Origin of the sequence: Blautia hydrogenotrophica DSM 10507 (assembly GCF_034356035.1) — a bacterium.
Taxonomy (GTDB): Bacteria; Bacillota; Clostridia; order Lachnospirales; family Lachnospiraceae; genus Blautia_A; species Blautia_A hydrogenotrophica.
Genome location: NZ_CP136423.1, coordinates 2849470 through 2874410, shown reverse-complemented (window position 1 = coordinate 2874410; position 24941 = coordinate 2849470). Strand labels below are relative to the sequence as shown.

Sequence of the window (24941 nt, the reverse complement as noted above, 5' to 3'; positions counted from 1 at the left end):
TACATGCAAGGAAAGATCATCAAGGGAATCGCGGGTTTTTACTACGTCTATGTTGATGAGGCCGGCGTGTATGAATGCAAGGCAAAAGGAATCTTTCGAAAAAATAAGGTGAAGCCTTTGGTCGGGGATGATGTGGAAATCGAGCTCCTCGGTCAGAAGGAAAAGGTGGGGAATGTAATCCGGATTATGCCGAGAAAAAATGAGCTGATCCGGCCAGCAGTGGCAAATGTAGACCAGGCACTGGTAATTTTTGCCGCTGCGCAGCCTCAGCCTAATTTTTTACTGCTGGACCGCTTTTTGGTGATGATGGAACGGCAGGAGATACCGGTGAAAATATGTTTTAACAAGAAAGATCTGGTCTCAGAGAACGAATGTCAGAGTGTGTGTCAGATTTACTCAGATTGTGGATATGATGTGGTTTGGACCAGTGCACTTTTGCAGGATGGGCGGGAAGAAATTCGACAGCTCCTACGCGGAAAGACTACCGTAGTGGCAGGACCGTCAGGAGTCGGGAAGTCTTCGCTGACGAATCTAGTTCAGAGTGAAGTGCAGATGGAGATTGGAGAGATCAGTCAGAAGCTGAAAAGAGGGAAGCATACCACCAGGCATTCGGAGATCATTCCGGTGGAACCAGGTACTTACCTGGTAGACACGCCTGGATTCAGCTCTCTGTATTTGGAGAATATAGAAAGAGAAGAGCTGAGAAATTATTTTACAGAGTTTCGTGAGTATGAGGATTCCTGCAAATTTCAGGGCTGTGCCCATGTACAGGAACCGCAGTGCGGAGTGAAGGCCGCTTTGGAAGAGGGAAAGATTAGCAGACAGAGATATGAGAATTATTTGACACTGTATCAAGAGTTAAGCGCTAAGAGGAGATATTGAGTATATGGGATTTGATGATAGTAAATCGAGAGAATATCAACTGTGTCCGTCTATATTATCGGCAGATTTTAACCGTCTGGGCGAACAGATTCAGATGCTGGAGAGAGCTGGCGTAAAGTGGCTGCACATTGATGTGATGGATGGAGACTTTGTACCCAGCATTTCTTTTGGAATGCCAGTCATTAAATCAATACGTAAGGAGTCCAGCATGTTTTTCGACGTGCATCTGATGGTGACAGAGCCCGGCAGATATATACAGGACTTTGTGGAGTGCGGCGCGGACTCTATTACAGTACATACTGAGGCATGTGAAGACTTAGAGAGAACTATTCAGATGATTCGGGACAGTGGCGTGAGAGTAGGGGTTTCCATCAAGCCGGCGACACCGGTACACGACATCAGCCATTTTCTCGAGGACGTGGATATGGTTTTGATTATGACTGTGAATCCTGGGTTTGGCGGACAGAAATATATGGAAGAGACTACAGAGAAGATTCAGGAGCTGAGAGAGCTAATCGAGGAGGAAGAGCTTTCCGTGGACATTCAGGTAGACGGGGGTATCAATCGGGAGACTCTGCCCACGGTTCTAAGGGCAGGCGCGAATCTGGTAGTTGCGGGTTCTTATGTGTTCAACGGAGATATTCTTCAAAATGTGAAGGAGGCCACTTCTACTATAAAAAGATATGCTGATTCTTGTGAAATCTGAGAATGGAGTGTAAGATGGAGTGTGTGATAATCAGCGGGGGCAATATCAGTACTGATTTTGCCCTTGATTTTTTGAACAGGAAGACAGATGTTTTGTTGATTGCGGCGGACCGAGGCTTAGAATTTTGCAGCCGGAATGGAATTTTGCCGGATTGGGCTGTGGGAGATTTTGACAGTGTCTCAAAGGCGGTTTTGGAAGAATTTGAGAGACAGAAAAAAATAAAATGGAAACGTCTGGTCCCGGAGAAAGATGATTCAGATACACAGTCTGCTATGAATTTGGCAATAGAGCTTGGGTGTGAGACCATAGAAATTCTGGGGGCGACTGGGAGTCGATTAGATCATGTGCTGGCGAATTTAGGACTGTTATCTTACGGTGAGAAGAACGGCGTGTCAGTCTCCATCGCAGATCAGAACAATTACATCTGTCTGCTCACACACAGAGAGACGATTTTAGAGAGAGAAAAGCAGTTTGGAAAATATGTCTCTTTTTTCCCTGTGTGGGGCGAGGTGGAGGGACTGACTCTAAGAGGATTTAAGTATTCCCTGAATAAATATCATTTGACAGTATTCGACAGTGGATTAACAGTGAGTAATGAAATTGTTGATAAAAGAGCGTCAATAGAGTTCGAAAAAGGGCCTTTATTGATGGTGATGTCTAGAGATTGAACCTGAAATTGCTTATAAAATATCGAATTATGCAGAAAAATGTCGAAACACTAAGGGTTGAATGCTGAAATTATGTGTGATAAAATAAAATAGACAGAAAAAAATTCAAAGGATGAGAGGAAAGATATTATGAAGCTTGGTATAGTAGGATTGCCGAATGTGGGTAAAAGCACACTATTCAATTCGTTGACCAAAGCGGGTGCGGAATCAGCCAATTATCCGTTCTGTACCATAGACCCCAATGTGGGGGTTGTGGCAGTGCCGGACGAAAGGCTGAGACTGTTGGGAGATTTTTATCAGTCTAAAAAGGTTACGCCTGCTGTAATTGAATTTGTAGATATAGCGGGACTGGTAAAAGGCGCTTCGAAAGGAGAAGGCCTGGGAAATCAGTTTTTGGCCAATATTCGAGAAGTGGATGCCATTGTCCATGTAGTTCGTTGTTTTGAAGATACCAATGTGATCCATGTGGATGGTTCTGTAGCTCCGTTAAGAGATATTGAAACCATAAATTTGGAGTTAATCTTCTCAGATCTGGAAATTCTGGAACGGAGAATGGCAAAAACAACCAAGGTGGCTAGAAATGATAAAGAAGCTGCCAAAGAATTGGAATTTCTAAAAAAGGTAAAAGCTCATCTCGAGGAAGGAAAGATGGCCATTACCATGAAACTGGAGACAGAAGATGAGTTGGCCTATATTGGTAGTTATAATCTTCTGACTTATAAACCTGTGATTTATGCGGCCAATGTATGTGAGGATGATCTTGCGGACGACGGTCATTCGTGTGCTTATGTACAGGAAGTGCGTAACTATGCCCAGGAGCAGAACAGTGAGGTCTTCGTAATCTGCGCACAGATTGAACAGGAGATCGCGGAGTTGGATGACGATGAGAAAAAGATGTTTCTGGAAGATCTGGGGCTGGAAGAGTCTGGACTGGAAAAGTTGATTAAGGCCAGTTATCGCCTTTTGGGTCTGATTAGCTTTTTAACGTCTGGTGAGGATGAGACTCGGGCCTGGACGATCAAAGTGGGGACAAAAGCGCCGCAGGCTGCCGGAAAAATTCATACGGATTTTGAGAGAGGCTTTATCAAAGCCGAAGTGGTCAACTATCAGGATCTTTTGGATTGTGGTTCTTATGCAGGAGCCAGAGAGAAAGGTTTAGTACGTATGGAGGGGAAGGAATACGTAGTCAAAGATGGAGATGTGATTCTGTTCCGCTTTAACGTATAGAGGGATATTCATGGAAATGTCGATTCGATTTCCAAACCTGGGAGTGAATCTGGGGAATGTGGGAAAATCCGTTCAGCTCTCCGGGTTTGAACTTACCTATTATGGGATTTTGATTTGCATTGGGATGTTAATTGGAATCTGGTTCGTGATTCTGGAAGCAAAGCGCAGTAATCAGGACCAGGATTTGTACTTGAAAGTAGTTATCTGCTCTTTATTAGGAGGAATAATAGGGGCGAGACTGTACTATGCGGCATTTTCCTGGGAACTCTACAGTGAAAATTGGGTAGAAATGCTAAATCCCAGAACGGGAGGATTTGCCATCTATGGAGGAATCTTAGGAGGGGCGCTGGTATCCTGGCTTTATTGCAGGATAAAAAAATTGAATTTTATACAGCTGGCAGATACTGTCTGTATGGGACTGTTGATCGGACAGATAATAGGAAGGTGGGGAGACTTTTTTAATCGGGAATCCTTTGGTGGGTATACCGATGGACTTCTCGCAATGGCTTTGCCTTTGTCGGCTGTGAATTCTTCTCAGGTGACAGAGGAGATGATGGACCATATCCAGACATTTGGAGGAGTCTCCTATGTTCAGGTACACCCTGCATTTTTATATGAAATTCTCTGGAATCTAATTTTGTTAATTGTGATTTTAGGAATTCGGCGCAGGAAAAAATTTCAAGGAGAGATTTTTCTTATCTACTTGACTGGCTATGGTATGGGAAGATTTTGGATTGAAGGGATAAGGACAGATCAGCTTCTGATTTCGGGAACTAATCTTGGAGTGTCTTGTATTTTGTCAGTAATTTTGACTATTTTTTGTGGTATTACGATTGTTGCGAAAGAAATAACGGTTCTAAAGAGAGCTAAAGTACAAAGGCGTAGAAGAGAGGTAGAAAATGCAGAATTTACAGAAGAAACAGATGGAAGCACTGAGATTGAGAATCGAGATGTTGAGAGAACAGTTGGACAGCCGACTGATGAGTCGAGAGGACATTCCTCGGAATCAGAAACTGAGTGAGGAACTGGACGACTTAATTGCAGAATATCAATTGTTGATGGTAAATCAGTAAAAAAACACCTGCCGATGGGAATATCCCCCACCTGGCAGGTGTTTTTTGTAATAATTCCGGCAAACGGCTGTCGCAGGTGGATTTCTATCTTTAAAATGGGCCAAAATATGGGATAATGCCCCAATGAGAACGGCTTTTACGGGGATATATGGAAGGATGCTGTTCATGAAAAGTTTAGAAAAAACCAGGATTTGCCTCTTGTTTTTTTAAGGTTAATAGTATAGAATAATACCATAAGTGGTAGAAAGTGGTGAATAGTGGTGGCAGATGGAGAGTAAGTGGCAGTAAAGTCCATTGCCGCCCATGGAAGATATGCAAGGGGAGCAACGCATATCTTCATGAGGCAGGTGAGAATCTATGTTCATGGGAGAGTATAGTCATACAATAGATACGAAGGGACGATTGATTATTCCCTCAAAATTCCGAGCTCTTTTGGGAGAAGAGTTCGTGATTACGAAGGGATTAGACGGTTGTTTATCTATTTATCCTATGGACGAGTGGATCATCTTTGAAGAAAAATTAAAAGCCTTACCACTTACAAATAAAAACGCAAGAACCTTCGCCCGTTTTTTTGTCTCCAGCGCGAATACATGTGAACTGGACAAGCAGGGGAGAATTCTCGTACCAGCGACGCTGCGAGAGTTTGCTGGTCTGGAAAAAGATGTGGTTTTGACCGGGAATCTGAACCGCATTGAGGTCTGGAGCAAAGAGAAATGGGCTGAGAACTCCAATTATGACGATATGGATTCGATTGCAGAAGGGATGCAGGAGATGGGGATTGTCATTTAAGCTGTTGAAGGGCTTTGCGGAGATCTCACAGAGGCGATTCCAACAGGAGAATAATATGGAATTTAAACACAAATCTGTATTACTGGAAGAGACCATTGATGGCTTGAGGGTGAAGCCTGATGGAATCTATGTGGATGGCACTTTAGGAGGTGCAGGGCACGCCGTAGAGGTGTGTAAAAAACTTTCTGCCAAGGGGAGATTTATTGGCATAGATCAAGACCAGGATGCGATAATTGCTGCGAATGAACGTCTCAGAGATTTCGGAGATCGAATCACCATCATTCGCAGCAATTATTGTTACGCGGTGAAAGAGTTGAGAGAGAGGGGAATTCAGCAGGTGGATGGCATCTTGTTGGATTTGGGAGTATCCTCATATCAGTTGGACAATCCTGAGAGGGGATTCACCTACCGCGTGGACGCACCGCTGGATATGAGAATGGACCAAAGAGCAAGCCAGACGGCTGGGGACATTGTCAATGGATATGAAGAAAGAGAACTGTACCGTATCATTCGTGATTACGGAGAAGATAAATTCGCAAAAAACATCGCGAAGCATATCGTGATGGAGCGGGCGCGTAAGCCCATTGAGACTACGGGGGAACTCACGGAGGTTATTCGCAGGGCGATTCCCATGAAGATGCAGGCAGCCGGAGGTCATCCTGCAAAACGAACTTTTCAGGCAATTCGTATTGAACTGAACCACGAATTGGATGTTTTGAGAGATTCTCTTGACGAAATGGTTGATATTTTGTCAGATCGTGGTAGAATCTGTATTATAACCTTTCATTCGCTGGAAGACAGGATTGTCAAAACGATTTTCAGAAAAAATGAAAACCCGTGTACCTGTCCCAGCAATTTTCCTGTCTGCGTATGTGGAAAGAAATCCAAGGGAAAGGTGATTACGCGGAAACCGATTTTGCCCAGCGAGGATGAGATGGAAGAAAATCCCCGCGCCAAGAGTGCCAAACTGAGAATTTTTGAGAGAACTCGCCGGGAGTAGATTGCAAGACATAAAGGAAAGGTTTCATATGTCTGCAAAAATGAAGCAATTGCAGATGTCAGCTAGAATAGATAAGGAAGTATTGAAATGGCTCAGACAGCAAGATATGCCAACAGAAGAGGAGTAAGCAGCAGAGCTGCCAGGACACGTGTCTATGTGGACGGCAATACTGTCAGAAAGATTCAAGAGTCCCCCAGAAGCAGGCGCCAGTTGCCTCAGCAGAGGAGAAGGGCAGTGAGCAAAGCGACCAGAAAAAATAGGGCAAAGGCAATGAGCATGACGAGGGGCTTTGTAGTTTTTCTAACTGTTGTTCTAATTGCGATTCTTTTTAGTTGCGTAAACTATCTACACACAAAGTCGCAGATCACAGCACAAATGAAAAGTGTAGCGGCTTTGGAGTCGGAACTGACTCAGTTAAAGGAGGAAAACGACGCCTATTACAGTCAGGTGATGACTTCTGTGGACTTGAACTCTATCAAAAAAATTGCCATCGGAGAGCTGGGGATGAAATATCCTTCTGAGGATCAGGTGATTACTTATAAGACTCAGAGAAGCAGTTACGTAAGACAGTATCAGGATGTACCGGAAGCAGAGTAGGTGAGTATTTGAGACAGAGAAGAAAAATAAATAGAAAATTAAATACCCAGATGAGAAAAAAGCTAGTAATACTATTTGGTATGGTCTTACTAGCTTTAGTAGGTTTAATCCTAAAAATATCCGTGATCAACGCGACGGAAGGCGATAAGTACAGCAAACAGGTATTAATGCAGACTCAGCAGCAGTACGCCAGTCGGGTAATTCCATGCAAGAGGGGAGACATTTTTGACAAAAATGGAAATCTCTTGGCTACCAGTAGCAAAGTCTACAATGTGATTTTGGACTGTAAAGCCATTAATTCAGACCAGGATTATTTAGAACCCACTGTGAAAGCCTTGCTCAAATTTTTTGATGCCGATGAAGAGAAGATACAGAAGCTGCTGACAGATGATAAGACGAAAAACAGCCAGTATCAGATTCTGCTCAAAGAAGTTACGGTGGATGAGAAGAAAGCATTTGATGAGTATACCACAGTGGGCGAAAACTCCAAATTGTCCGATGAGGAGAAAAAGGAGAGGGAAAACGTTCAGGGGGTATGGTTTGAAGAGACTTATCTGAGAAGTTATCCATTTGAGAGTCTGGCCTGTGACACGATAGGATTTACCTTTGACGCTGAGACTGCGGACTGGGGATTGGAGGGTTACTATAATAGTACCTTAAACGGGACGGATGGAAGACAATATGGATATTTTAATGACAGCGCTGATGTGGAGCAGACAATTATAGAGCCAACCAATGGAAAAAGTATTGTCACAACTTTGGACGTGGGAGCTCAGAGCATCGTAGAAAAATATGTGGACGCGTTTCAGGAACGCATGGGGGCCAAGAACATCGGTGTAATTGTAGAAGACCCAAATACAGGAGCGATTCTGGCCATGGATGGAGGGGACAGGTATGATCTGAATGAACCCAGAGATATGTCCAGCATATACACAGAAGAACAAGTCAAGGCCATGAATGATGAGGAAGAGGTGGAAGCTCTGAACAATATGTGGCGCAACTACTGTGTCACAGATGCCTATGAGCCAGGTTCCACGGTAAAACCCATGGTGATGGCGGCAGCCTTAGAAAAGGGAGCGATACTGGAAGGGGATTCATTTGTCTGTGATGGTTCACAGATGATTGGAGACACGATGATTAAATGTTCTGCGTATCCAGGAGCCCATGGAACAGAGACTCTCGAAGAAGTAATTGCCAACTCCTGTAACGATGCGATGATGCAGATTGCTGACAAGATGGGAGCAGAACAGTTTATCAAAAGCCAGAGTCTATTTAATTTTGGAACTCGGACGGGAATTGATTTGCCCAACGAGGGAACCGGAATTGTGCACACGGAAGATACTATGGGAGCTACGGAGCTGGCCTGCTCAGCCTTTGGACAAGGTTTTACCTGCACGATGATTCAGGAGATCAATGCGATCTGTTCTGTCATAAACGGTGGATATTATTATCAACCACATTTGGTCAGCAGCATTGAGGATAGCCAGGGGACGGTGATTAAAAATATTGAGCCGACACTTTTAAAGCAGACGGTGTCCAGCAGCATTTCCGCGGATATTCGAAGCTATATGAGAGCCAGTGTGGAATCCGGTACCAGTCACTATTCAAAAGTACAGGGATACAGTTCTGGAGGAAAGACGGGAACGGCCGAGAAATTTCCGAGAAATAATGGAAAATATCTAGTATCCTTTGTGGGCTTTGCGCCAGTAGATGATCCAGCGGTGGTGATCTATGTGGTTGTGGACGAGCCGAATGCGGACCGCCAGGACAACAGTGCTTATCCCCAGTACATCGCGCAGGGGATACTCTCAGAGCTGCTTCCGTATCTGGAAGTGGTGCCAGATGAGACTTCAGACGGCTATGTCCCTGAGACGGAATTGTGGGAAGGCTTCAACGGCCTTGTCAAAGGTATCAACACGGATGGGACCACGATTGAGGACATTCGTTATAATGAGAACGGTGATTATGATGAGAACGGCGAGTATGACGAGGACGGAAACTACGTAGGACCTGCCGCGGAAGATCATACAGAGGGGGACACAGAAGAGAGTACAGGCGACAGTGGGAACAATGAGGGAGAGCCTCAGCCTGACGTGTCCGATGACAGCACTGCGGATGGAGTTTCAGACCCGAATGTACCAGGGCCTCTAGAGGATGACACAGACCCCATCGTGGGAAATGACTCGGAGAGCGACGGGATTACCAATGAGGAAGCCGGTCTGGAATGAGCAGCAGAGAATTTGTGAAAAAACAATAGCGTCGGTGATAACCTCACAGAAGAATCCATAAATTATAGGGATAACTTCTGTGAGGTTTTTTATGAAGAAAAATAAGACCTTTCATAAGAAAAAAATAGTTGTCGTGTTTGTATGCTGTGTGACAGTTATGGCAGGATTAATAGGAAGATTGGTATGGCTGATGGGATTTCGGTCAGACTATTACTATGAAAAAGCAGAAGATCTCCACGAGAGAGAGCGGGATATCAAAGCAGCCAGAGGTGAGATCATTGATGCTTCAGGAAAGGTTCTGGCCTCCAACAAGACGGTGTGTACAATTTCTGTCATACACAGCCAGGTGAAAAATCCTGAGAAGGTGATCGCAGTATTGACAGAGGAATTGGGGATGGATGAGGAGGATGTCAGAACACGCGTGGAGAAAGTCTCATCCATTGAGAGGATTAAGACGAATGTGGAAAAAGAAGTGGGAGACCGTATCCGAAAATATCAGTTGGACGGAGTGAAGGTAGATGAGGATTACAAACGGTATTATCCTTATGGGAGTCTGGCATCTAAAGTGATCGGATTCACAGGCGGTGATAACCAGGGAATTGTGGGACTGGAAGTGAAATATGATTCTTATCTGGAAGGGACGCCGGGCAAGATTCTGACGATGACGGACGCTAGAGGTGTGGAACTGGACGAGGAAGGGGAGGAGAGAGTTGATCCTGTGCCTGGTTATAATCTGATGATCAGCCTGGACAGCAACATTCAGATGTACGCACAGCAGGCAGCTTTGAAGGTAATGGAAGAAAAACAGGCAGACAGGGTGTCCATTCTGCTTATGAATCCTCAGAATGGGGAAATCTATGCAATGGTAAATGTGCCGGAGTTTGATTTAAATGATCCGTTTACACTGAATGAGGAGATAGACACATCTGGGATGTCGGAAAAAGAAAAACAAGATCTTCTCAATCAGATGTGGAGGAATCCTTGTCTGAATGATACCTATGAACCTGGCTCTACGTTTAAGATTATTACAATGTCAGCGGGATTGGAGGAAAAAGTGGTATCCTTAGACGATCAATTCTATTGTCCCGGTTACCGAGTGGTGGAAGACAGACGCATCCACTGCAGCAACAGAAGGGGGCACGGGGCAGAAGATTTTTTGAAAGGTGCGGAGAATTCCTGCAATCCAGTTTTTATTGATGTAGGGCTTCGGCTGGGTGTAGACAATTTTTACAAATATTTTCAGCAGTTTGGATTGATGAGTCTGACAGGAATTGATTTGCCGGGAGAGGCAGGGACGATTATGCATCAGAAAAAGAATATGGGGCAAGTGGAGCTAGCCACAGTGTCCTTTGGCCAGTCTTTTCAGATTACACCGATTCAGCTAGCTACCACGGTCAGTTCTCTGATTAATGGTGGAAAGAGGGTGACTCCGCATCTGGCTCGCGCGATTCAGAGTTCTGATGGAGATTATATAAAGGAATTGGAGTATGAGACAAAAGATGAAATTGTTTCTGAAGAAACTTCTGAGACGGTGAGATATATCCTGGAACATGTGGTCTCGGAGGGAAGCGGAAAAAACGCCTATATCGAAGGATATACCATAGGAGGCAAAACTGCTACTTCTCAGACTCTTCCCAGAAGCGCGAACCGCTATATTTCCTCTTTTTTAGGATTTGCACCGGCAGAAAATCCTCAGATTTTGGGCCTTTGCATCATTCACGATCCCCAGGGAGTTTACTATGGGGGAACGATTGCAGCGCCAGTGATTCGAGATATATTTGAAAATGTCCTTCCGTACCTGGATATTCCAAAGACGGGGAAAGTGCAGGACAAAGACGGCTCGGCTGAAAACACATGACAGAGCTGGAGATACTTGATGCGGTAAGGCTGACAGGATTTTTGGGGCAGCGAGATTAACAGTTGATAATTGGCGGGAAAAGCTTTATACTAAAGGATAGCCAAAATATCAGGCTAAATCAGCTCTTAGGCTGATGAAAAACAAAAGAATGAAAGAGGTGTCTTATGGATTTTCAGATTGTTATCCCGGTTCTGATTTCCTTTGTAATCAGTGTGGCGCTGGGACCGATTATTATTCCATTCCTGAGAAAACTGAAAATGGGTCAGACAGAGCGTGTGGACGGTGTCCAGTCACATCTGAAAAAAGCGGGAACTCCCACGATGGGAGGGATTATTTTTCTGTTGTCAACGGTGGTGACTTCTCTGTTCTATGTGAAGGACTACCCGAAGATCATTCCCATTTTGTTTTTGACTTTGGGATTTGGAATTATTGGCTTTCTGGATGATTACCTGAAAGTTGTGCTGCGGCGTTCGGATGGTCTTTTGCCTTGGCAGAAATTTTTGCTTCAAGTCGTGGTCACGGCTGTTTTTGTGTTCTATCTCTTAAATTATACGGATGTGTCTTTGGCGATGTTGATTCCGTTTTGGAGCGGACATTATCTGAACATTGGTTGGCTGGCAGTACCTTTGCTTTTTATAGCGGTGATCGGGACGGTCAACGGTGTGAATTTTACCGATGGCCTGGATGGTCTGGCGTCCAGTGTGACCATTATGGTGGCTGTATTTTTCACAGTGGTTTCTGTGGGAATGAACAGTGGCATTGAACCGATCACCTGTGCCGTAGTGGGTGGACTGATGGGATTTTTGTTGTTCAATGTATTTCCTGCCAGTGTGTTCATGGGCGATACAGGTTCTCTTGCCTTGGGAGGATTCGTGGCAGGTACGGCTTATATGCTTCAGATGCCTTTGTTTATATTGATTGTAGGGTTGATCTATCTGATTGAAGTGATCTCTGTGATTATGCAGGTGACTTACTTTAAGATGACGCATGGAAAGCGTATCTTTAAGATGGCTCCGATTCACCACCATTTTGAACTTTGCGGCTGGTCGGAGACCAGAGTGGTCGCGGTGTTTTCCATTGTCACAGCGATTCTCTGTCTGATTGGCCTGTTGGCACTGTAGGAGGAAGAAAATGGAATTAAAGGGAAAAAAAGTATTGGTGTTTGGCTCTGGAATCAGCGGCATAGGAGCTGCGGATTTGCTGGGAAGGGAAGGGGCACTTCCGATTATCTTCGATGGGAATGATAAACTCTCAGAGAAAGATATTTTACATAAAACCAGAGGAGATTACCCGCTGGAAGTGTATATCGGAGAACTTCCAAAGGAGGTCCAGTCATCTTTGGACTTAGCGGTTTTAAGCCCGGGTGTCCCCACAGATATTCCTCAGGTAAAACGCCTCTACGAGCTGGGGATTTCTGTGTGGGGAGAGGTAGAACTGGCCTACCAGGTCGGAAAGGGAACGGTGCTCGCTATTACCGGAACCAACGGTAAAACCACAACCACAGCCCTTTTGGGAAAGATTATGGCCGACCATCAGGACTCGGTCTTTGTGGTGGGGAATATAGGAAACGCTTATACAAGCGCAGCTTCTCAGATGAAAGAGGAGAGCGTTACAGTCGCGGAAATCAGCAGTTTTCAGCTGGAGACCATCGAAACATTTGCTCCCCATGTGAGCGCGATCTTGAATATCACTGAGGACCATCTGAACCGGCACCACACGATGGAAGAGTACATTCGTGTCAAAGAGCTGATTACGAAAAACCAGGGCTGTGACGATTACTGTATTCTGAATTATGAAGATGAGATTCTGAGAAAATTTGGAGAGAATTTAACGCCGAGGGTTATCTATTTTTCCAGCGTCAGGGAATTAGACGAAGGAATTTTTCTTAGAGATGGCAGAATCATTCTTCGGCTGGATAAGAAAGAGATTCCCTTTATGAAAACTCAACAGCTGAGAATACTGGGACGGCACAACCATGAGAATGCAATGGCTGCCATAGCCATGGCGTATGTTGCCGGAGTTTCAGCGGAGGAGATCTGCCGCAGCGTCTGTAACTTTCAGGCCGTGGAGCACCGAATTGAATTTGTGGAGGAAAAAGACGGTGTTGCGTATTACAACGATTCTAAGGGGACGAACCCGGATGCTGCGATAAAAGGAATTCAGGCGATGGACAGGCCGACTTTGCTGATCGGAGGCGGATTCGACAAGGGTTCAGAGTATGATGAGTGGATTCAGTCTTTTGACGGAAAAGTACGGTATCTGGTTTTAATAGGACAAACGAGGGAGAAAATTCAGGAAGCGGCTAATCGTCTAGGATTTCATGACTGTATTCTGGCTGAGAATTTGGAGGAAGCCGTTAAGATCTGCGCGAAAAAGGCAAATCCGGGAGACGCGGTTTTGCTCTCTCCTGCTTGCGCCAGTTGGGGACAGTTTGACAATTATGAACAAAGAGGGAATATGTTCAAAGAGTACGTACATAGTCTATAGTTAGAATGGATTATGTGGGAGTGAGAATGTGTCCCAGGAGAAGAAGAAAGAAAAATTAGATATTGCGTTGCTGGCACTGGTATTGATTCTGGTCGTGTTTGGCCTAGTCATGCTGATGAGTACCAGCGCTTATAATGGGCGGGTCAAGTTTGATGATTCCGCCTATTATTTTAAGAAACAGTTGTTTGCCACGGCTTTGGGGCTGATGGCTATGTATCTGATATCCAGGATGGATTATCATCGGCTGACTGCTTTGGCTCCTGCCTGTTACGTGCTGGCTTTGATTCTGTCCACGGCGGTGCTTTTCTTTGGTCAGGAGTACAATGGCTCTAAGAGGTGGTTGGCCCTGGGACCTCTGTCATTTCAGCCCTCAGAGTTTTCCAAAGTGGCGGTGATTCTGTTTCTGGCCTGGGTGACGGAACGCACCAGGGGCAGGACAGACAGCTTTGGATTTATGGCAAAAATTATGGTGCTGTTGCTTCCTATCGTGGGACTCGTGGGCACAAATAATCTGAGTACAGCGATCATTATTTTGGGAATCGGGGTAATTTTGATTTTTGTGGCGAATCCTAAATACCTACAGTTCGTGGGAATTGGCTTAGCAGGAGTGGGATTTATCACTGTTTTCCTGGCTATGGAGAGCTATCGGTTGGAGAGGCTGGCGATTTGGAGAGACCCTGAAAAATATGAGAAGGGATTTCAGACCATTCAGGGACTCTACGCTATCGGGAGCGGCGGTGTGTTTGGAACTGGGTTGGGGAGCAGTATGCAGAAGCTAGGGTTTGTCCCGGAGGCACAGAATGATATGATATTTTCAATTATCTGTGAAGAGTTAGGACTGGTGGGAGCTAGTCTTTTGATTATCGTATTCGCTCTGCTTTTGTGGAGACTGATGGTGATCGCAACTCATACGGCGGACTTGGAGGGCTCTCTGATCTGCGCAGGGATTTTGGGACATATGGCGATTCAGGTGATTTTGAATATCGCTGTTGTCACAAATACAATTCCGAATACGGGAATCACGTTGCCATTTATCAGTTATGGAGGGACTTCGGTGTTGTTTTTGTTGGGAGAAATGGGGCTGGCTCTCTCAGTAAGCCGGTGTAGAAAGCATATCTGAATCTCAGAGGAATTCATAGCGCACAATATATGCTGCCTTTGCATAGGATAGTAAGTGAGAAGGTATCTGGGAGTGCAAAGAGTGGACGCGATTCGGATTATCGGAGGCAGGCCTCTAGAAGGCAGCATTTATATACAGGGTTCTAAGAATGCTGCGCTGCCTATGATGGCTGCCGCACTTTTACATGAAGGTACCACGGTGCTGCATAATTGTCCGCGGATAGCGGATGTATTTTGCATGGAAGAAATTCTGAGAGAACTTGGAGCAGATACCTTTTGGGAAGAGCATTCGCTTCATATTGACTGTAGCAGAATCGGTAAAAGTCATGTAGACCAAAACTATGCGAAAAAAATGCGTTCTTCCGTTATTCTGTTGGGGGCGTTATTGGGCAGAAAAAAAGAGGGGACGATTGGTTATCCAGGAGGATGTGTGATCGGACAAAGACCGGTAGATCTGCATCTTAGAGTCTTGCGATGTTTAGGAGCAAAGATTTGGCAGACAGAAGAAGGAATCAGCGCAGACGCCAAAGAAATGACGGGAGGAGAATTTATTTTTCCACAGAGGAGCGTAGGAGCGACAGAACAGGGGATTTTGGCAGCCGTGCGTCTTCCAGGAGTGACGAAACTGTATAATTGTGCTCAGGAACCGGAAATCTTATGGCTTCAAAAAATGCTCAATGAGATGGGAGCCGATGTGAGTGGTGCGCAGAGTGGACAGATTTGTATATACGGCGGCAATGCGCTCAGGGACTGTGAGTTTTGGGTACCGCCGGACCGGATTGTGGCGGGAACCTATCTGTGTGCGTCTGCAATTACGAGAGGCAGGCTTACGATACAAAACCCACCTGTAGGGGAAATTCAGGCGTTCCTGGAAGTATATCGTAAAATGGGTGGACAATATGAGTTCAACAGTGGTAAACTATTAGCGGACAGTCGGCGGGCGACAAAGGCTGTTTCCTTTGTGGAGACGAAAGAATATCCAGGATTTCCCACAGATTTGCAGTCACCTCTTATGGCTGTCTTGGCTGTGGCGGATGGAGTCAGTCACATTCGTGAGAATATATTTGAAGATCGCTTTAAGACAGCATGGGAGCTGAACAAAATGGGAGCGACAATTCAAGTATCAGGACAGGAAGCCAGAATAGAGGGATGTCAAAATCTCAGAGGAGCAACAGTGGAGGCTCGGGAGCTGCGGGGCGGGGCAGCGTTGATGCTGGCAGGTCTAGCGGCCGATGGCGAGACGATTTTGACAGGCAGTGCCTACATTGACAGGGGCTATGAGAGAATTTGTGAAGATATGATAAGTCTGGGAGGAAGAATAGAAAGATACAGGTAGAAAGAGTATGAGAGCATCCAATTATCGAAAAAAACTGGATAAGAAGACTTTGAAAATGATCTGGGGCACCGTTGGCGGATTGATGATAGGGGGCATCATTTTTTTCTTCGCATATTTTAATGTGACTCATGTGGAAGTGGTGGAGAGTACTCACTACTCCAAGGAAAAAATAGAAGAGATGGTCCTTACTGGACCGATGGCCTCCAATTCGGTATTGGCGCCCCTTTTATATAGTAAGGATAACGTGGAGGGGATTCCCTTCATAGAAAAATTTGATGTGACACAGGTGAATCGAAATACAATTGCAGTCAGTGTAAAAGAGATGGAGGCTGTAGGCTGTATCCCTTATTTGGACTGTTATGTGTATTTCGATCGGGAAGGTGTGATGATTGAGAGCTCCGTGGAGCGAGATGAAAAGATCCCTTATTTCGATGGAATTCGTGTGGACCGAGTAGTGAAAGGGGAGGTGTTGCCGATTAAAGGAAAGACCGTCTTAAACACAGCGGTCAGTCTGGCGAGGATCTTTGAGAAGAACGAGAGTATCCCTGACCACATTATTTTTGATGAAAATTATCAGATCACGCTTCAGTATGGAGACATTCAGGTGGAACTGGGACAAGACCAGTATCTGGAAGAAAAAATGGAAAAGGTAATCGCGATTCTTCCGCTGATTCAAGGAAAAAAGGGAATTCTGCATTTGGAAAATATCAGTGATAGTATGCAGAATGTCACCTTCGAGGAGACTGTGGACGAGAAAGAGACAGACAGTGACCAGGAGGGAACGGCAGAAGATGAGGAAGGAGATTCGGATTCTACCGGAGACACCTACGATGACAGAAGTTATGACGACGGAAGTTATGACGACGGAAGTTACGACGATGGAAGTTATGACGACGGAAGTTACGATGATGGAAGTTATGACGACGGAAGTTACGACGACGGAAGTTACGATGATGGAAGTTATGACGACGGAAGTTACGATGATGGAAGTTATGACGACGGAAGTTACGACGACGGAAGTTATGATGACGGAAGTTACGGCGATGGAAGCTACGACAGTGGTGTCTACAGCAATGATACTTCAGGCAGTGAAGGCGTCGGCAGCGGTGATTATAGCGGGTATTAAGACACTATAAAGGGTGGAATTATAATATTGCTGAGGAAACTTGGGTCTAAGATTGAGGTCACTGGGAAAAATGGCGAAAATTATTGAAAAAGTGTAAAAAAACCAAATTAGAGGTTGATAAATTTACAAAAAAAATATATTATATATCTATATGTAGCTAAAAAAATTAAGGACCTGAGGGGAATAAATAACAGGAAAAATAAAGGAGGAAGTACGTTGTTAGAGATTATGACGAATGAGGCTGAGTCTTCTGCGAAGATTATAGTGATCGGTGTAGGCGGCGCAGGTAATAACGCAGTAAATAGAATGGTTGAAGAGGCAATTGGCGGAGTTGAGTTTGTGGGTATTAATACGGATAAGCAGGCTTTGACTCTGTGTAAAGCTCCGACAGTACTTCAGATTGGCGAAAAAATTACCAAGGGTCTTGGTGCAGGCGCGCAGCCGGAAGTTGGACAGAAGGCGGCAGAAGAGAGCATCGAAGAGGTTAAACAATTGATGGAAGGCGCTGACATGGTCTTCGTGACTTGCGGTATGGGTGGCGGAACCGGAACTGGAGCGGCTCCCGTGGTGGCAGGCGCAGCGAAAGAGATGGGAATTCTGACCGTCGGTGTAGTGACAAAACCATTTCGCTTTGAAGCGAAGACTCGCATGAATAATGCGTTGTCAGGTATTGAGAGATTAAAAGAAAACGTGGACACTTTGATAGTGATTCCAAACGATAAATTGTTGGAAATTGTGGACCGTCGCACAACGATGCCGGAGGCCTTGAAGAAGGCTGATGAGGTCCTGCAGCAGGCCGTACAGGGAATTACCGATCTGATTAATCTGCCGGCTCTGATTAACCTGGACTTCGCAGATGTACAGACTGTGATGACCGACAAGGGAATTGCGCATATTGGAATCGGCGAGGCGAGAGGAGACGACAAGGCTCTAGAAGCAGTTCAGCAAGCAGTTGCAAGTCCGTTGCTTGAGACTACGATCAAGGGCGCAAGTCATGTGATTATTAATATCTCCGGAGATATCTCTCTGATGGATGCGAACGATGCCGCAAGCTACGTTCAGGAGTTGACCGGAGAGGATGCGAATATTATCTTTGGTGCTATGTACGACGATACCGTAGCAGATTACGCGAGAATCACTGTGATTGCAACAGGACTGGACGACACTGCGGCAAAGGCAGGTTTTATGGGAAAAGGAACTTCTAGTTTTGGTATGAAAAAGCCGGCTCAGCAGAACAATGCTGCGACGAATAAGATGCCAAATGGGATGACAATGCCGAGTTTTAACATTCCGAATGTAAATTCTAGTCCGTTTACCCCTAAACAGCCTACCAGCACAGTTCAGAAGAAGGATATCCAGATTCCAGATTTTTTAAAGAATAGATAAGTGTTATAGACGGCCTGCTTGTGCAGGCCGCATTTTTGTATGAGAGGAAGGCATTTTTACGCTGATGACAGTGAACGAAACTCATAGGTATAATGTTTTGAGTTTTGGGAATCCTAGTCTCTATACAGAGATTTTGTTGTAAGGCATCACTCTGTGTATGAAAAGGAAAAGGAGGCCCATATTATGCCAATGTTAAGATGTTCTGCTACGACCTGTCTCTATAATAAAGAGGAGTACTGTTCAAAAGGAGATATCATGATCAGTGGAGAGCAGGCAAAATATGCAGATGAGACAAACTGTGCAAGCTTTGTAGAACGCAAGGATGGCTCAGCAGTCAACAGCACAGGCTGTGGATGCGAAAGAATTAATATCCAGTGCCAGGCACATGACTGTGTCTACAATACCAACGAGAAGTGTGAGGCGGCACAGGTGAATATTGCCGGAACTGGAGCCTGCGTCTGTCAGGATACCAAATGCGGCACATTTGAGTGCTGTCACTAGAAGACAAGCAGAGGTGCGCTGATTAGGGACCGCACTGTGGCGAGTCACGGCTGACGCAGCTCGCCGCAGGCGGAGAACCTGGCGCAGTTATTCAGGCATATGTTGTTTCGTGACAGGCGAAAAGTAACACTGACTGTTACCGAATGAAAATTAGGGATAAAAAAAGCTTGACGTGTAGGGAGCTTTGTGGTAATCTGTTTAGGTACGCAAAGGAAGTAGAGTATCCACTCTCACCGCAGCGCAGGGGCGACTGCCGGTTAATGATGAGCTACATATAGAGTTTTTATACTGTGTGTGGAATAGAAGTGTGGATAGTCTGGCTATTGACACTTTTTTTGTAATGGGAAAGTCTTTCCTGTTAGATAAACGCTCCGCTGTGGATGTGCACACCGCAATGAGGAATTTTACCGCTTTGCAGTGTTGTGGCGGCGCGTAAAGTGAGCTGCGCCCCTCAAAGATTGAGGGGATGAGGGAGTTGAAGTGGGCTTGCCTGCTTTGTTCTGCTAGCAGATGGAGCGATAGCCTGTGAGAAGATTCCAATGCAAATGAGATAACGATAGAGATTGAGAAAGGTATGGAGGTGCAAGACAATTAGCAATTTAAGTATTAATGAGCAAATCAGAGACAAAGAAGTACGTCTGATTGGGCCAGATGGGGCACAGATGGGAATTATGTCCGCGAGAGAGGCTATGTTGAAAGCTCAGGAAGCAGGTTTGGACCTGGTGAAGATCGCTCCACAGGCAAAACCACCTGTATGCAAGATTATCGATTACGGAAAGTATAAATATGAGCTGGCTAGAAAAGAAAAGGAAGCCAGAAAAAAACAGAAGATTATCGATGTCAAGGAAGTACGTCTTTCACCGAATATTGATACTAATGATTTGAAAACAAAAGTGAATGCGGCTAGAAAGTTTTTGAGCAAGGGAGACCGGGTAAAGGTGACATTGCGATTCCGTGGAAGGGAGATGGCTCATATGCACAGCAGTAAGCATGTGTTGGATGACTTTGCGGAGCAACTCAAGGATGTCGCGACAGTGGAAAAGGCACCAAAGGTGGAAGGCCGCAGCATGACAATGTTTTTAACTGAAAAACGTTAAAATAGAGAAAGATGGATTAAGGAGGAATATTCAAATGCCAAAAATTAAAACATGTAGAGCAGCAGCGAAACGTTTCAAAAAAACAGGTACAGGAAAATTAGTGAGAAGTAAAGCGTATAAAAGCCATATCTTGACAAAGAAGTCTCAGAAGAGAAAAAGAAATCTGAGAAAATCTACTGTTACGGATTCTACCAATGTAAAGAACATGAAGAAAGCATTACCATATTTATAAGATAGAGAAACAGGAGGAGAACGAAAATGGCAAGAATTAAAGGCGGTTTAAACGCGAAGAAGAAACATAATCGTACATTGAAACTGGCAAAAGGTTACAGAGGAGCCAGATCTAAACAGTATAGAGTAGCAAAACAGTCCGTGATGAGAGCTCTTACCAGCTCTTATGCAGGTAGAAAAGAAAGAAAACGTCAGTTCAGACAGCTTTGGATTGCGCGTATCAACGCGGCTGCAAGAATGAACGGATTGTCATACAGCAGATTTATGTATGGCCTGAAACTGGCTGAGGTGAACATGAACAGAAAAATGCTGGCAGAGATGGCAGTGAACGATCCGGAAGGATTTAAGACTTTGGCAGAAGTAGCAAAGGGAAAATTGGCTTAATCATCTGAAAAAGAGGATTTTAGGAAGATCTTACAGGCGTTGTACAATTTGAAATGAGACTATGATAAGAAGAGCATAGTTTTGATTTGCAGATTGTACGGCGCTTTTTGTGTTATAGAAAAGACCTTGTGATGTTAATATGTGAAAGTCCTTTTTTAGTAGAAGGGAGACGTTATGCTTACCTATAATTTCGAAGAAAGAAAAAACTGTCCGCTCTATGAGTTTCTCTATCAAAAGATGAAAGAGGATATTTTGCAAGGGAATTTGAAAGCGAATGAAAGGCTTCCCTCAAAACGGAGTCTGGCTAGACATCTGGAGATCAGTGTGATTACTGTGGAAAATGCTTACGCTCAGCTGATGATGGAAGGATATATTTATTCCAAGGAGAAGAGTGGTTATTATGTAAGTGAGCTCGCGCTGCAATTGCCAGCAGAACCGGGAAAAAAGGATGTTCCATTACAGGAAGAGGAGACAATAAGTACGGAATATTTTTTAGATTTAAAGAATAACAGTGTACCGACGGAAAATTTTCCTTTTACCGTATGGTCTAGACTGATGAGAAGAGTTTTGGCAGATCGTGAGATACGCCTGTTGGAACGTGTGCCGCCCCAGGGGGCGTTGGAACTTCGAAAAGCGATCTCGGACCATTTGTATCAATTTCGCGGAATGAACGTGGAACCAGGGAGAATTATTGTGGGAGCCGGGACGGAGTATCTCTATGGCTTGCTGATTCAGCTATTGGGGAGAGAGGAGATTTATGGCGTGGAGAATCCCGGTTATAGGAAGATTTCTCAGGTCTACCGGTGCCAGGGAGTAACCTGTGAGTACATTCCAATGGATTTCCAGGGACTGTCAGTGAAGGCGCTCAGGGACAGTAAGGTCACAGTTTTGCACATCTCTCCGGGGCATCATTTTCCCACAGGAATTGTCATGCCGATTAAGCGTCGCCAGGAGTTGCTTTGCTGGGCTAAGGAACGAGGGGGGAGATATATCATAGAGGATGACTATGACAGTGAGCTGAGATTCCAGGGGAGGCCGATTCAGACGCTACAATCCATTGACGATGAGGAGAAAGTGATTTATATCAATACCTTTTCAAAGACGATGACCCCTTCGATCCGAATCAGTTATATTGTGTTACCTCGCCATTTGATGGAACGGTACCAGGCGAAGTTGTCTTTTTATGCATGTACAGTTCCCAGCTTTGAGCAGTACACGTTGGCCAGATTTATTCGGGAGGGGTATTTTGAGCAGCACATCAATCGAATGAGGAATTATTATCGCACACTGAGAGATGAGATGGTTCAGGCAATTGAAGACAGCAGACTGAGAGGGAGAATGCTGATACAGGAACAGAATTCAGGATTGCATTTTTTATTGCAGGTGAAGACAAGAAAGAGTGATGATGAGATTCGGCTTTGTGCGCAAAGACAGGGGATTCGTCTGGACTGTCTGTCACAGTACTATGAGGGAACCGGTCGAGAGTATGAGCACTGTCTAGTAATTAACTATTCAGGAGTGGACAGGAAGCGGATTCAAGAGGGAATTCGGCGGCTAGAGAGGATTTTCCAGGACGAAGAATAGGAATCTGTCCATAGGCATGATCTGAGAAATCTTGGGCATATATTAGTGATGAGATCATTTGGCAGGCAGATCATTTATGAAGAAAAAGGATAGGGTCTTTCAGGGGGCAGCTTCGGCTTTGCTTTTGTTCTTAGGGGTTTTATGCTATAATCATTTTAATGTCAGAGAGTATTCGGAAGTTTTTCGGGAGGCAGCAGCGGAGCCAGCACCCAAAGTGGCGCTGACCTTTGATGATGGTCCGGATCCCGTCTATACTCCCAAGCTTTTGGATGGGCTAAAAGAGCGAAAAGTTCATGTCACATTTTTTTTGATTGGCAAAAAACTGGAAGGACAGGAGGACTTAGTCAGAAGGATACAACAGGAAGGCCATTTGATAGGAAATCATACGTATAGTCATGTGGACCTGTCTAAGCTATCAGAAAGTCAGGCAAAAGAGGAGATAGAGAAAACCAGCAATTCCATATACGAGATCACAGGTGAATATCCGACCTATGTGCGTCCCCCGTTTGGAGAATGGCAGGAAGAGCTGGAGTTTGAAGTGACGATGCTGCCGATTCTCTGGAATATAGATCCCATTGACTGGCAAAGATCTGATGTGGAAGGGATTGTCCGGGATGTAGAGAAAAAAGTGGCCGATGGATCTATTATTCTGCTGCACGACTGTTATGACAGTTCTGTGGAGGCGGCTCTGAGAATCGTAGATGATCTATTGGAGCAGGGGTATCAGTTTGTAACTGCAGATCAGATGATTTTGGAATGAAAGGAACGTGACAGAATGGATTTGTTTGAATATGCGAAGGAAAAAGCGATGGAGGAGGAATCTCCGCTGGCTTCTAGGCTGAGGCCTTCTACACTGGAAGAGGTGGTGGGGCAGACACACATTGTGGGCAAGGATAAGCTTCTCTATCGGGCAATTAAGGCGGATAAACTCAGTTCTATTATTTTTTATGGACCACCTGGCACCGGGAAGACGACCTTGGCAAAGGTCATTGCAAACACGACCAGCGCCAACTTTACACAGATCAACGCCACTGTGGCTGGAAAGAAAGATATGGAAGCGGTGATCAAGCAGGCGCAGAATGATCGAGGTATGTTTGGGAAAAAGACGATTCTGTTTATTGATGAGATTCATCGTTTTAACAAGGGACAGCAAGACTATTTGCTGCCGTTTGTGGAAGACGGAACGATTATTCTAATCGGAGCTACTACAGAGAATCCCTATTTTGAGGTGAACGGAGCGCTGTTGTCCAGATCTGTGATTTTCGAGCTGAAGCAGTTGGAAAAAGAGGAGATCAAGACGCTGATTCGAAGGGCTGTGAAAGATCCAGTCAAAGGTATGGGAAATTATCATGCAGATCTGGACGAGGATGCGTTAGAATTTTTGGCTGATATGGCAGGTGGGGATGCTAGAACTGCCTTGAATGCCATTGAATTAGGAATTTTGACTACCCAGAGGTCAGATGACGGAAGGATTCATATCACCTTGGAAGTGGCACAGGAGTGCATCCAGAAGCGGGTTGTGAGATATGACAAGGGCGGAGACAATCACTACGATATTATTTCGGCGTTTATCAAGAGTATGAGAGGCTCTGACCCGGATGCGGCGGTGTACTATCTGGCGAAGATGCTCTATGCAGGGGAGGATGTCAAGTTTATCGCCCGCAGAATTATGATATGCGCTTCGGAGGATGTGGGAAATGCAGACCCCCACGCGATTATGGTGGCTGTGGCGGCAGCTCAGGCTGTAGAGAGGGTCGGTATGCCGGAATCCCAGATTATTTTGTCACAGGCGGCATCCTACATTGCTTGCGCGCCCAAGAGTAACGCGGCAGTTAATGCGATCAGTGCGGCGATGGAGAGTGTCAAACATGTAAAGACTACCGTGCCGCCGCATCTTCAAGACGCACACTATGGCGGACACACGAAGCTAGGCCGAGGCGTGGGATACCGGTATGCTCATGAGTATCCCAACCACTATGTAAAGCAGCAGTATCTTCCGACGGAGATTTTAGGGACACGTTTTTACGTGCCTGGAGAGCTGGGATATGAAAAGACAATTCAGGAATATTTAAGAAAAATAAAGGGAGACGCTTAATTTAAAAGCGTCTCCATTAAGTGTTCATAGATTTCTAGATGTTTTTGGGACCACTGGCGGCAGATTGCTTCTGCCGCTTCTTTTGTGGGGACAGCCAGAGTTAAATCCAGCATATCCGCTCCTCGTTCTTTGAGTTGACAGCGGACATGGTAATCTTGATTTGTGGATTTGTAATAATCGGCAGACACGGAAGTACTGTCCTTTATCTCGCAGCCTTTTTCCTTCAGAAAGTTCTGAATTTCCTCCTTGATAGTGTCTGAGATCTCTTTGCCAAAATAGGACAGAGTTGTTCTGCCAGCTTCTGTGAGGCGGTAGTAAGAGGCGTTTCGAACAGTCTTCACCTCTAAGAGATTGGAGTCCACCAATTCCGAAAAAGTCTGCTGGAGATGAAAATAATTCGTGTATTCTTTTTCCAGCAAAAATTCGGATATCTGAGAATTTGTAAGTGGGTAATCTACCTCGTTTAACATATAGAGAATAATCAGTTTGTAAAGTGTAAAAGGCTTTGCCATTTGAATTACCTTCCTTCTTACTATGAAAGCCTGGACAGCGGAGAATGCGGAAAAT

The 24941-nt window shown here is 45.0% G+C and carries 24 protein-coding genes; 23 read left to right on the top strand and 1 reads right to left on the bottom strand.

Going from position 1 to position 24941, the window contains the following annotated elements; translation table 11 throughout:
• Positions 1-3: 3 nt before the first annotated feature.
• The 23 genes from rsgA to BLHYD_RS13735 all read left to right on the top strand — a co-directional run bounded on the left by rsgA (position 4) and on the right by BLHYD_RS13735 (position 24374).
• Positions 4-882, top strand: coding sequence for a ribosome small subunit-dependent GTPase A (gene rsgA, locus BLHYD_RS13845; protein ID WP_005950055.1), 879 nt, complete (start codon positions 4-6; stop codon positions 880-882).
• Between the two features lie 4 nt (positions 883-886).
• Complete coding sequence (gene rpe, locus BLHYD_RS13840) at positions 887-1588, top strand: ribulose-phosphate 3-epimerase (protein ID WP_005950056.1); 702 nt, start codon at positions 887-889, stop codon at positions 1586-1588.
• Positions 1589-1602: 14 nt separating this feature from the next.
• Entirely contained in the window at positions 1603-2256 is a 654-nt protein-coding gene (locus BLHYD_RS13835) for a thiamine diphosphokinase (protein WP_021845045.1), read from the top strand.
• A gap of 129 nt (positions 2257-2385) precedes the next feature.
• Positions 2386-3483, top strand: a complete 1098-nt coding sequence (gene ychF, locus BLHYD_RS13830; RefSeq protein ID WP_005950058.1) for a redox-regulated ATPase YchF — start codon at positions 2386-2388, stop codon at positions 3481-3483.
• A gap of 10 nt (positions 3484-3493) precedes the next feature.
• Complete coding sequence (gene lgt, locus BLHYD_RS13825; RefSeq protein WP_005950060.1) at positions 3494-4504, top strand: prolipoprotein diacylglyceryl transferase; 1011 nt, start codon at positions 3494-3496, stop codon at positions 4502-4504.
• 409 nt (positions 4505-4913) lie between these two features.
• Positions 4914-5345: a division/cell wall cluster transcriptional repressor MraZ gene (mraZ, locus tag BLHYD_RS13820; RefSeq protein ID WP_021845047.1), complete on the top strand. Its 432-nt coding sequence runs from the start codon at positions 4914-4916 to the stop codon at positions 5343-5345.
• 55 nt (positions 5346-5400) lie between these two features.
• Positions 5401-6345, top strand: a complete 945-nt coding sequence (gene rsmH / locus BLHYD_RS13815; protein ID WP_040350794.1) for a 16S rRNA (cytosine(1402)-N(4))-methyltransferase RsmH — start codon at positions 5401-5403, stop codon at positions 6343-6345.
• Positions 6346-6432: 87 nt separating this feature from the next.
• Positions 6433-6942, top strand: a complete 510-nt coding sequence (locus BLHYD_RS13810; protein WP_005950069.1) for an FtsB/FtsL family cell division protein — start codon at positions 6433-6435, stop codon at positions 6940-6942.
• 8 nt (positions 6943-6950) lie between these two features.
• Entirely contained in the window at positions 6951-9170 is a 2220-nt protein-coding gene (locus BLHYD_RS13805) for a peptidoglycan D,D-transpeptidase FtsI family protein (protein WP_021845049.1), read from the top strand.
• A gap of 91 nt (positions 9171-9261) precedes the next feature.
• Positions 9262-11028 (top strand): peptidoglycan D,D-transpeptidase FtsI family protein, encoded by a 1767-nt coding sequence (locus BLHYD_RS13800; RefSeq protein ID WP_005950075.1) that lies wholly within the window; start codon positions 9262-9264, stop codon positions 11026-11028.
• 164 nt (positions 11029-11192) lie between these two features.
• Positions 11193-12149 (top strand): phospho-N-acetylmuramoyl-pentapeptide-transferase, encoded by a 957-nt coding sequence (gene mraY, locus BLHYD_RS13795; protein ID WP_005950077.1) that lies wholly within the window; start codon positions 11193-11195, stop codon positions 12147-12149.
• A 10-nt stretch (positions 12150-12159) separates the two neighbouring features.
• Positions 12160-13515: a UDP-N-acetylmuramoyl-L-alanine--D-glutamate ligase gene (gene murD / locus BLHYD_RS13790; protein WP_005950079.1), complete on the top strand. Its 1356-nt coding sequence runs from the start codon at positions 12160-12162 to the stop codon at positions 13513-13515.
• 28 nt (positions 13516-13543) lie between these two features.
• Positions 13544-14635, top strand: a complete 1092-nt coding sequence (locus BLHYD_RS13785) for an FtsW/RodA/SpoVE family cell cycle protein (protein ID WP_005950081.1) — start codon at positions 13544-13546, stop codon at positions 14633-14635.
• A 54-nt stretch (positions 14636-14689) separates the two neighbouring features.
• Positions 14690-15970, top strand: a complete 1281-nt coding sequence (gene murA / locus BLHYD_RS13780) for a UDP-N-acetylglucosamine 1-carboxyvinyltransferase (RefSeq protein WP_005950083.1) — start codon at positions 14690-14692, stop codon at positions 15968-15970.
• A gap of 7 nt (positions 15971-15977) precedes the next feature.
• Positions 15978-17096 (top strand): cell division protein FtsQ/DivIB, encoded by a 1119-nt coding sequence (locus tag BLHYD_RS13775; protein ID WP_005950085.1) that lies wholly within the window; start codon positions 15978-15980, stop codon positions 17094-17096.
• Between the two features lie 228 nt (positions 17097-17324).
• A complete protein-coding gene (ftsZ, locus tag BLHYD_RS13770) occupies positions 17325-18482 on the top strand; it encodes a cell division protein FtsZ (RefSeq protein WP_040350797.1) in 1158 nt (385 codons plus the stop codon).
• A 183-nt stretch (positions 18483-18665) separates the two neighbouring features.
• A complete protein-coding gene (locus tag BLHYD_RS13765) occupies positions 18666-18983 on the top strand; it encodes a DUF1540 domain-containing protein (RefSeq protein WP_021845054.1) in 318 nt (105 codons plus the stop codon).
• A gap of 563 nt (positions 18984-19546) precedes the next feature.
• On the top strand, positions 19547-20080 hold the full coding sequence (gene infC, locus BLHYD_RS13760) for a translation initiation factor IF-3 (RefSeq protein WP_005950093.1): 534 nt from the start codon (positions 19547-19549) through the stop codon (positions 20078-20080).
• Positions 20081-20114: 34 nt separating this feature from the next.
• Complete coding sequence (gene rpmI, locus BLHYD_RS13755) at positions 20115-20312, top strand: 50S ribosomal protein L35 (RefSeq protein ID WP_005950095.1); 198 nt, start codon at positions 20115-20117, stop codon at positions 20310-20312.
• 26 nt (positions 20313-20338) lie between these two features.
• The gene (gene rplT / locus BLHYD_RS13750) at positions 20339-20695 is read left to right on the top strand and encodes a 50S ribosomal protein L20 (RefSeq protein ID WP_005950097.1); all 357 of its coding nucleotides are present in this window, start codon (positions 20339-20341) and stop codon (positions 20693-20695) included.
• A 174-nt stretch (positions 20696-20869) separates the two neighbouring features.
• Positions 20870-22279, top strand: coding sequence for a MocR-like pyridoxine biosynthesis transcription factor PdxR (gene pdxR / locus BLHYD_RS13745; protein ID WP_005950099.1), 1410 nt, complete (start codon positions 20870-20872; stop codon positions 22277-22279).
• 76 nt (positions 22280-22355) lie between these two features.
• Positions 22356-23039: a polysaccharide deacetylase family protein gene (locus BLHYD_RS13740; protein ID WP_005950101.1), complete on the top strand. Its 684-nt coding sequence runs from the start codon at positions 22356-22358 to the stop codon at positions 23037-23039.
• Positions 23040-23054: 15 nt separating this feature from the next.
• Positions 23055-24374: a replication-associated recombination protein A gene (locus tag BLHYD_RS13735; RefSeq protein ID WP_005950103.1), complete on the top strand. Its 1320-nt coding sequence runs from the start codon at positions 23055-23057 to the stop codon at positions 24372-24374.
• Here BLHYD_RS13735 and BLHYD_RS13730 read toward each other — a convergent pair.
• Positions 24371-24886, bottom strand: a complete 516-nt coding sequence (locus BLHYD_RS13730) for a DUF4364 family protein (protein WP_021845056.1) — start codon at positions 24884-24886, stop codon at positions 24371-24373. The genes BLHYD_RS13735 and BLHYD_RS13730 overlap by 4 nt on opposite strands.
• Between the last annotated feature and the right edge of the window lie 55 nt (positions 24887-24941).

Coding starts and splice junctions, on each gene's coding strand:
- rsgA (WP_005950055.1), top strand. CDS start 4: ATGCAAGGAAAGATCATCAAGGGAATCGCGGGTTTTTACTACGTCTAT.
- rpe (WP_005950056.1), top strand. CDS start 887: ATGGGATTTGATGATAGTAAATCGAGAGAATATCAACTGTGTCCGTCT.
- BLHYD_RS13835 (WP_021845045.1), top strand. CDS start 1,603: ATGGAGTGTGTGATAATCAGCGGGGGCAATATCAGTACTGATTTTGCC.
- ychF (WP_005950058.1), top strand. CDS start 2,386: ATGAAGCTTGGTATAGTAGGATTGCCGAATGTGGGTAAAAGCACACTA.
- lgt (WP_005950060.1), top strand. CDS start 3,494: ATGGAAATGTCGATTCGATTTCCAAACCTGGGAGTGAATCTGGGGAAT.
- mraZ (WP_021845047.1), top strand. CDS start 4,914: ATGTTCATGGGAGAGTATAGTCATACAATAGATACGAAGGGACGATTG.
- rsmH (WP_040350794.1), top strand. CDS start 5,401: ATGGAATTTAAACACAAATCTGTATTACTGGAAGAGACCATTGATGGC.
- BLHYD_RS13810 (WP_005950069.1), top strand. CDS start 6,433: ATGGCTCAGACAGCAAGATATGCCAACAGAAGAGGAGTAAGCAGCAGA.
- BLHYD_RS13800 (WP_005950075.1), top strand. CDS start 9,262: ATGAAGAAAAATAAGACCTTTCATAAGAAAAAAATAGTTGTCGTGTTT.
- mraY (WP_005950077.1), top strand. CDS start 11,193: ATGGATTTTCAGATTGTTATCCCGGTTCTGATTTCCTTTGTAATCAGT.
- murD (WP_005950079.1), top strand. CDS start 12,160: ATGGAATTAAAGGGAAAAAAAGTATTGGTGTTTGGCTCTGGAATCAGC.
- BLHYD_RS13775 (WP_005950085.1), top strand. CDS start 15,978: ATGAGAGCATCCAATTATCGAAAAAAACTGGATAAGAAGACTTTGAAA.
- ftsZ (WP_040350797.1), top strand. CDS start 17,325: ATGACGAATGAGGCTGAGTCTTCTGCGAAGATTATAGTGATCGGTGTA.
- BLHYD_RS13765 (WP_021845054.1), top strand. CDS start 18,666: ATGCCAATGTTAAGATGTTCTGCTACGACCTGTCTCTATAATAAAGAG.
- rpmI (WP_005950095.1), top strand. CDS start 20,115: ATGCCAAAAATTAAAACATGTAGAGCAGCAGCGAAACGTTTCAAAAAA.
- rplT (WP_005950097.1), top strand. CDS start 20,339: ATGGCAAGAATTAAAGGCGGTTTAAACGCGAAGAAGAAACATAATCGT.
- pdxR (WP_005950099.1), top strand. CDS start 20,870: ATGCTTACCTATAATTTCGAAGAAAGAAAAAACTGTCCGCTCTATGAG.
- BLHYD_RS13740 (WP_005950101.1), top strand. CDS start 22,356: ATGAAGAAAAAGGATAGGGTCTTTCAGGGGGCAGCTTCGGCTTTGCTT.
- BLHYD_RS13735 (WP_005950103.1), top strand. CDS start 23,055: ATGGATTTGTTTGAATATGCGAAGGAAAAAGCGATGGAGGAGGAATCT.
- BLHYD_RS13730 (WP_021845056.1), bottom strand. CDS start 24,886: ATGGCAAAGCCTTTTACACTTTACAAACTGATTATTCTCTATATGTTA.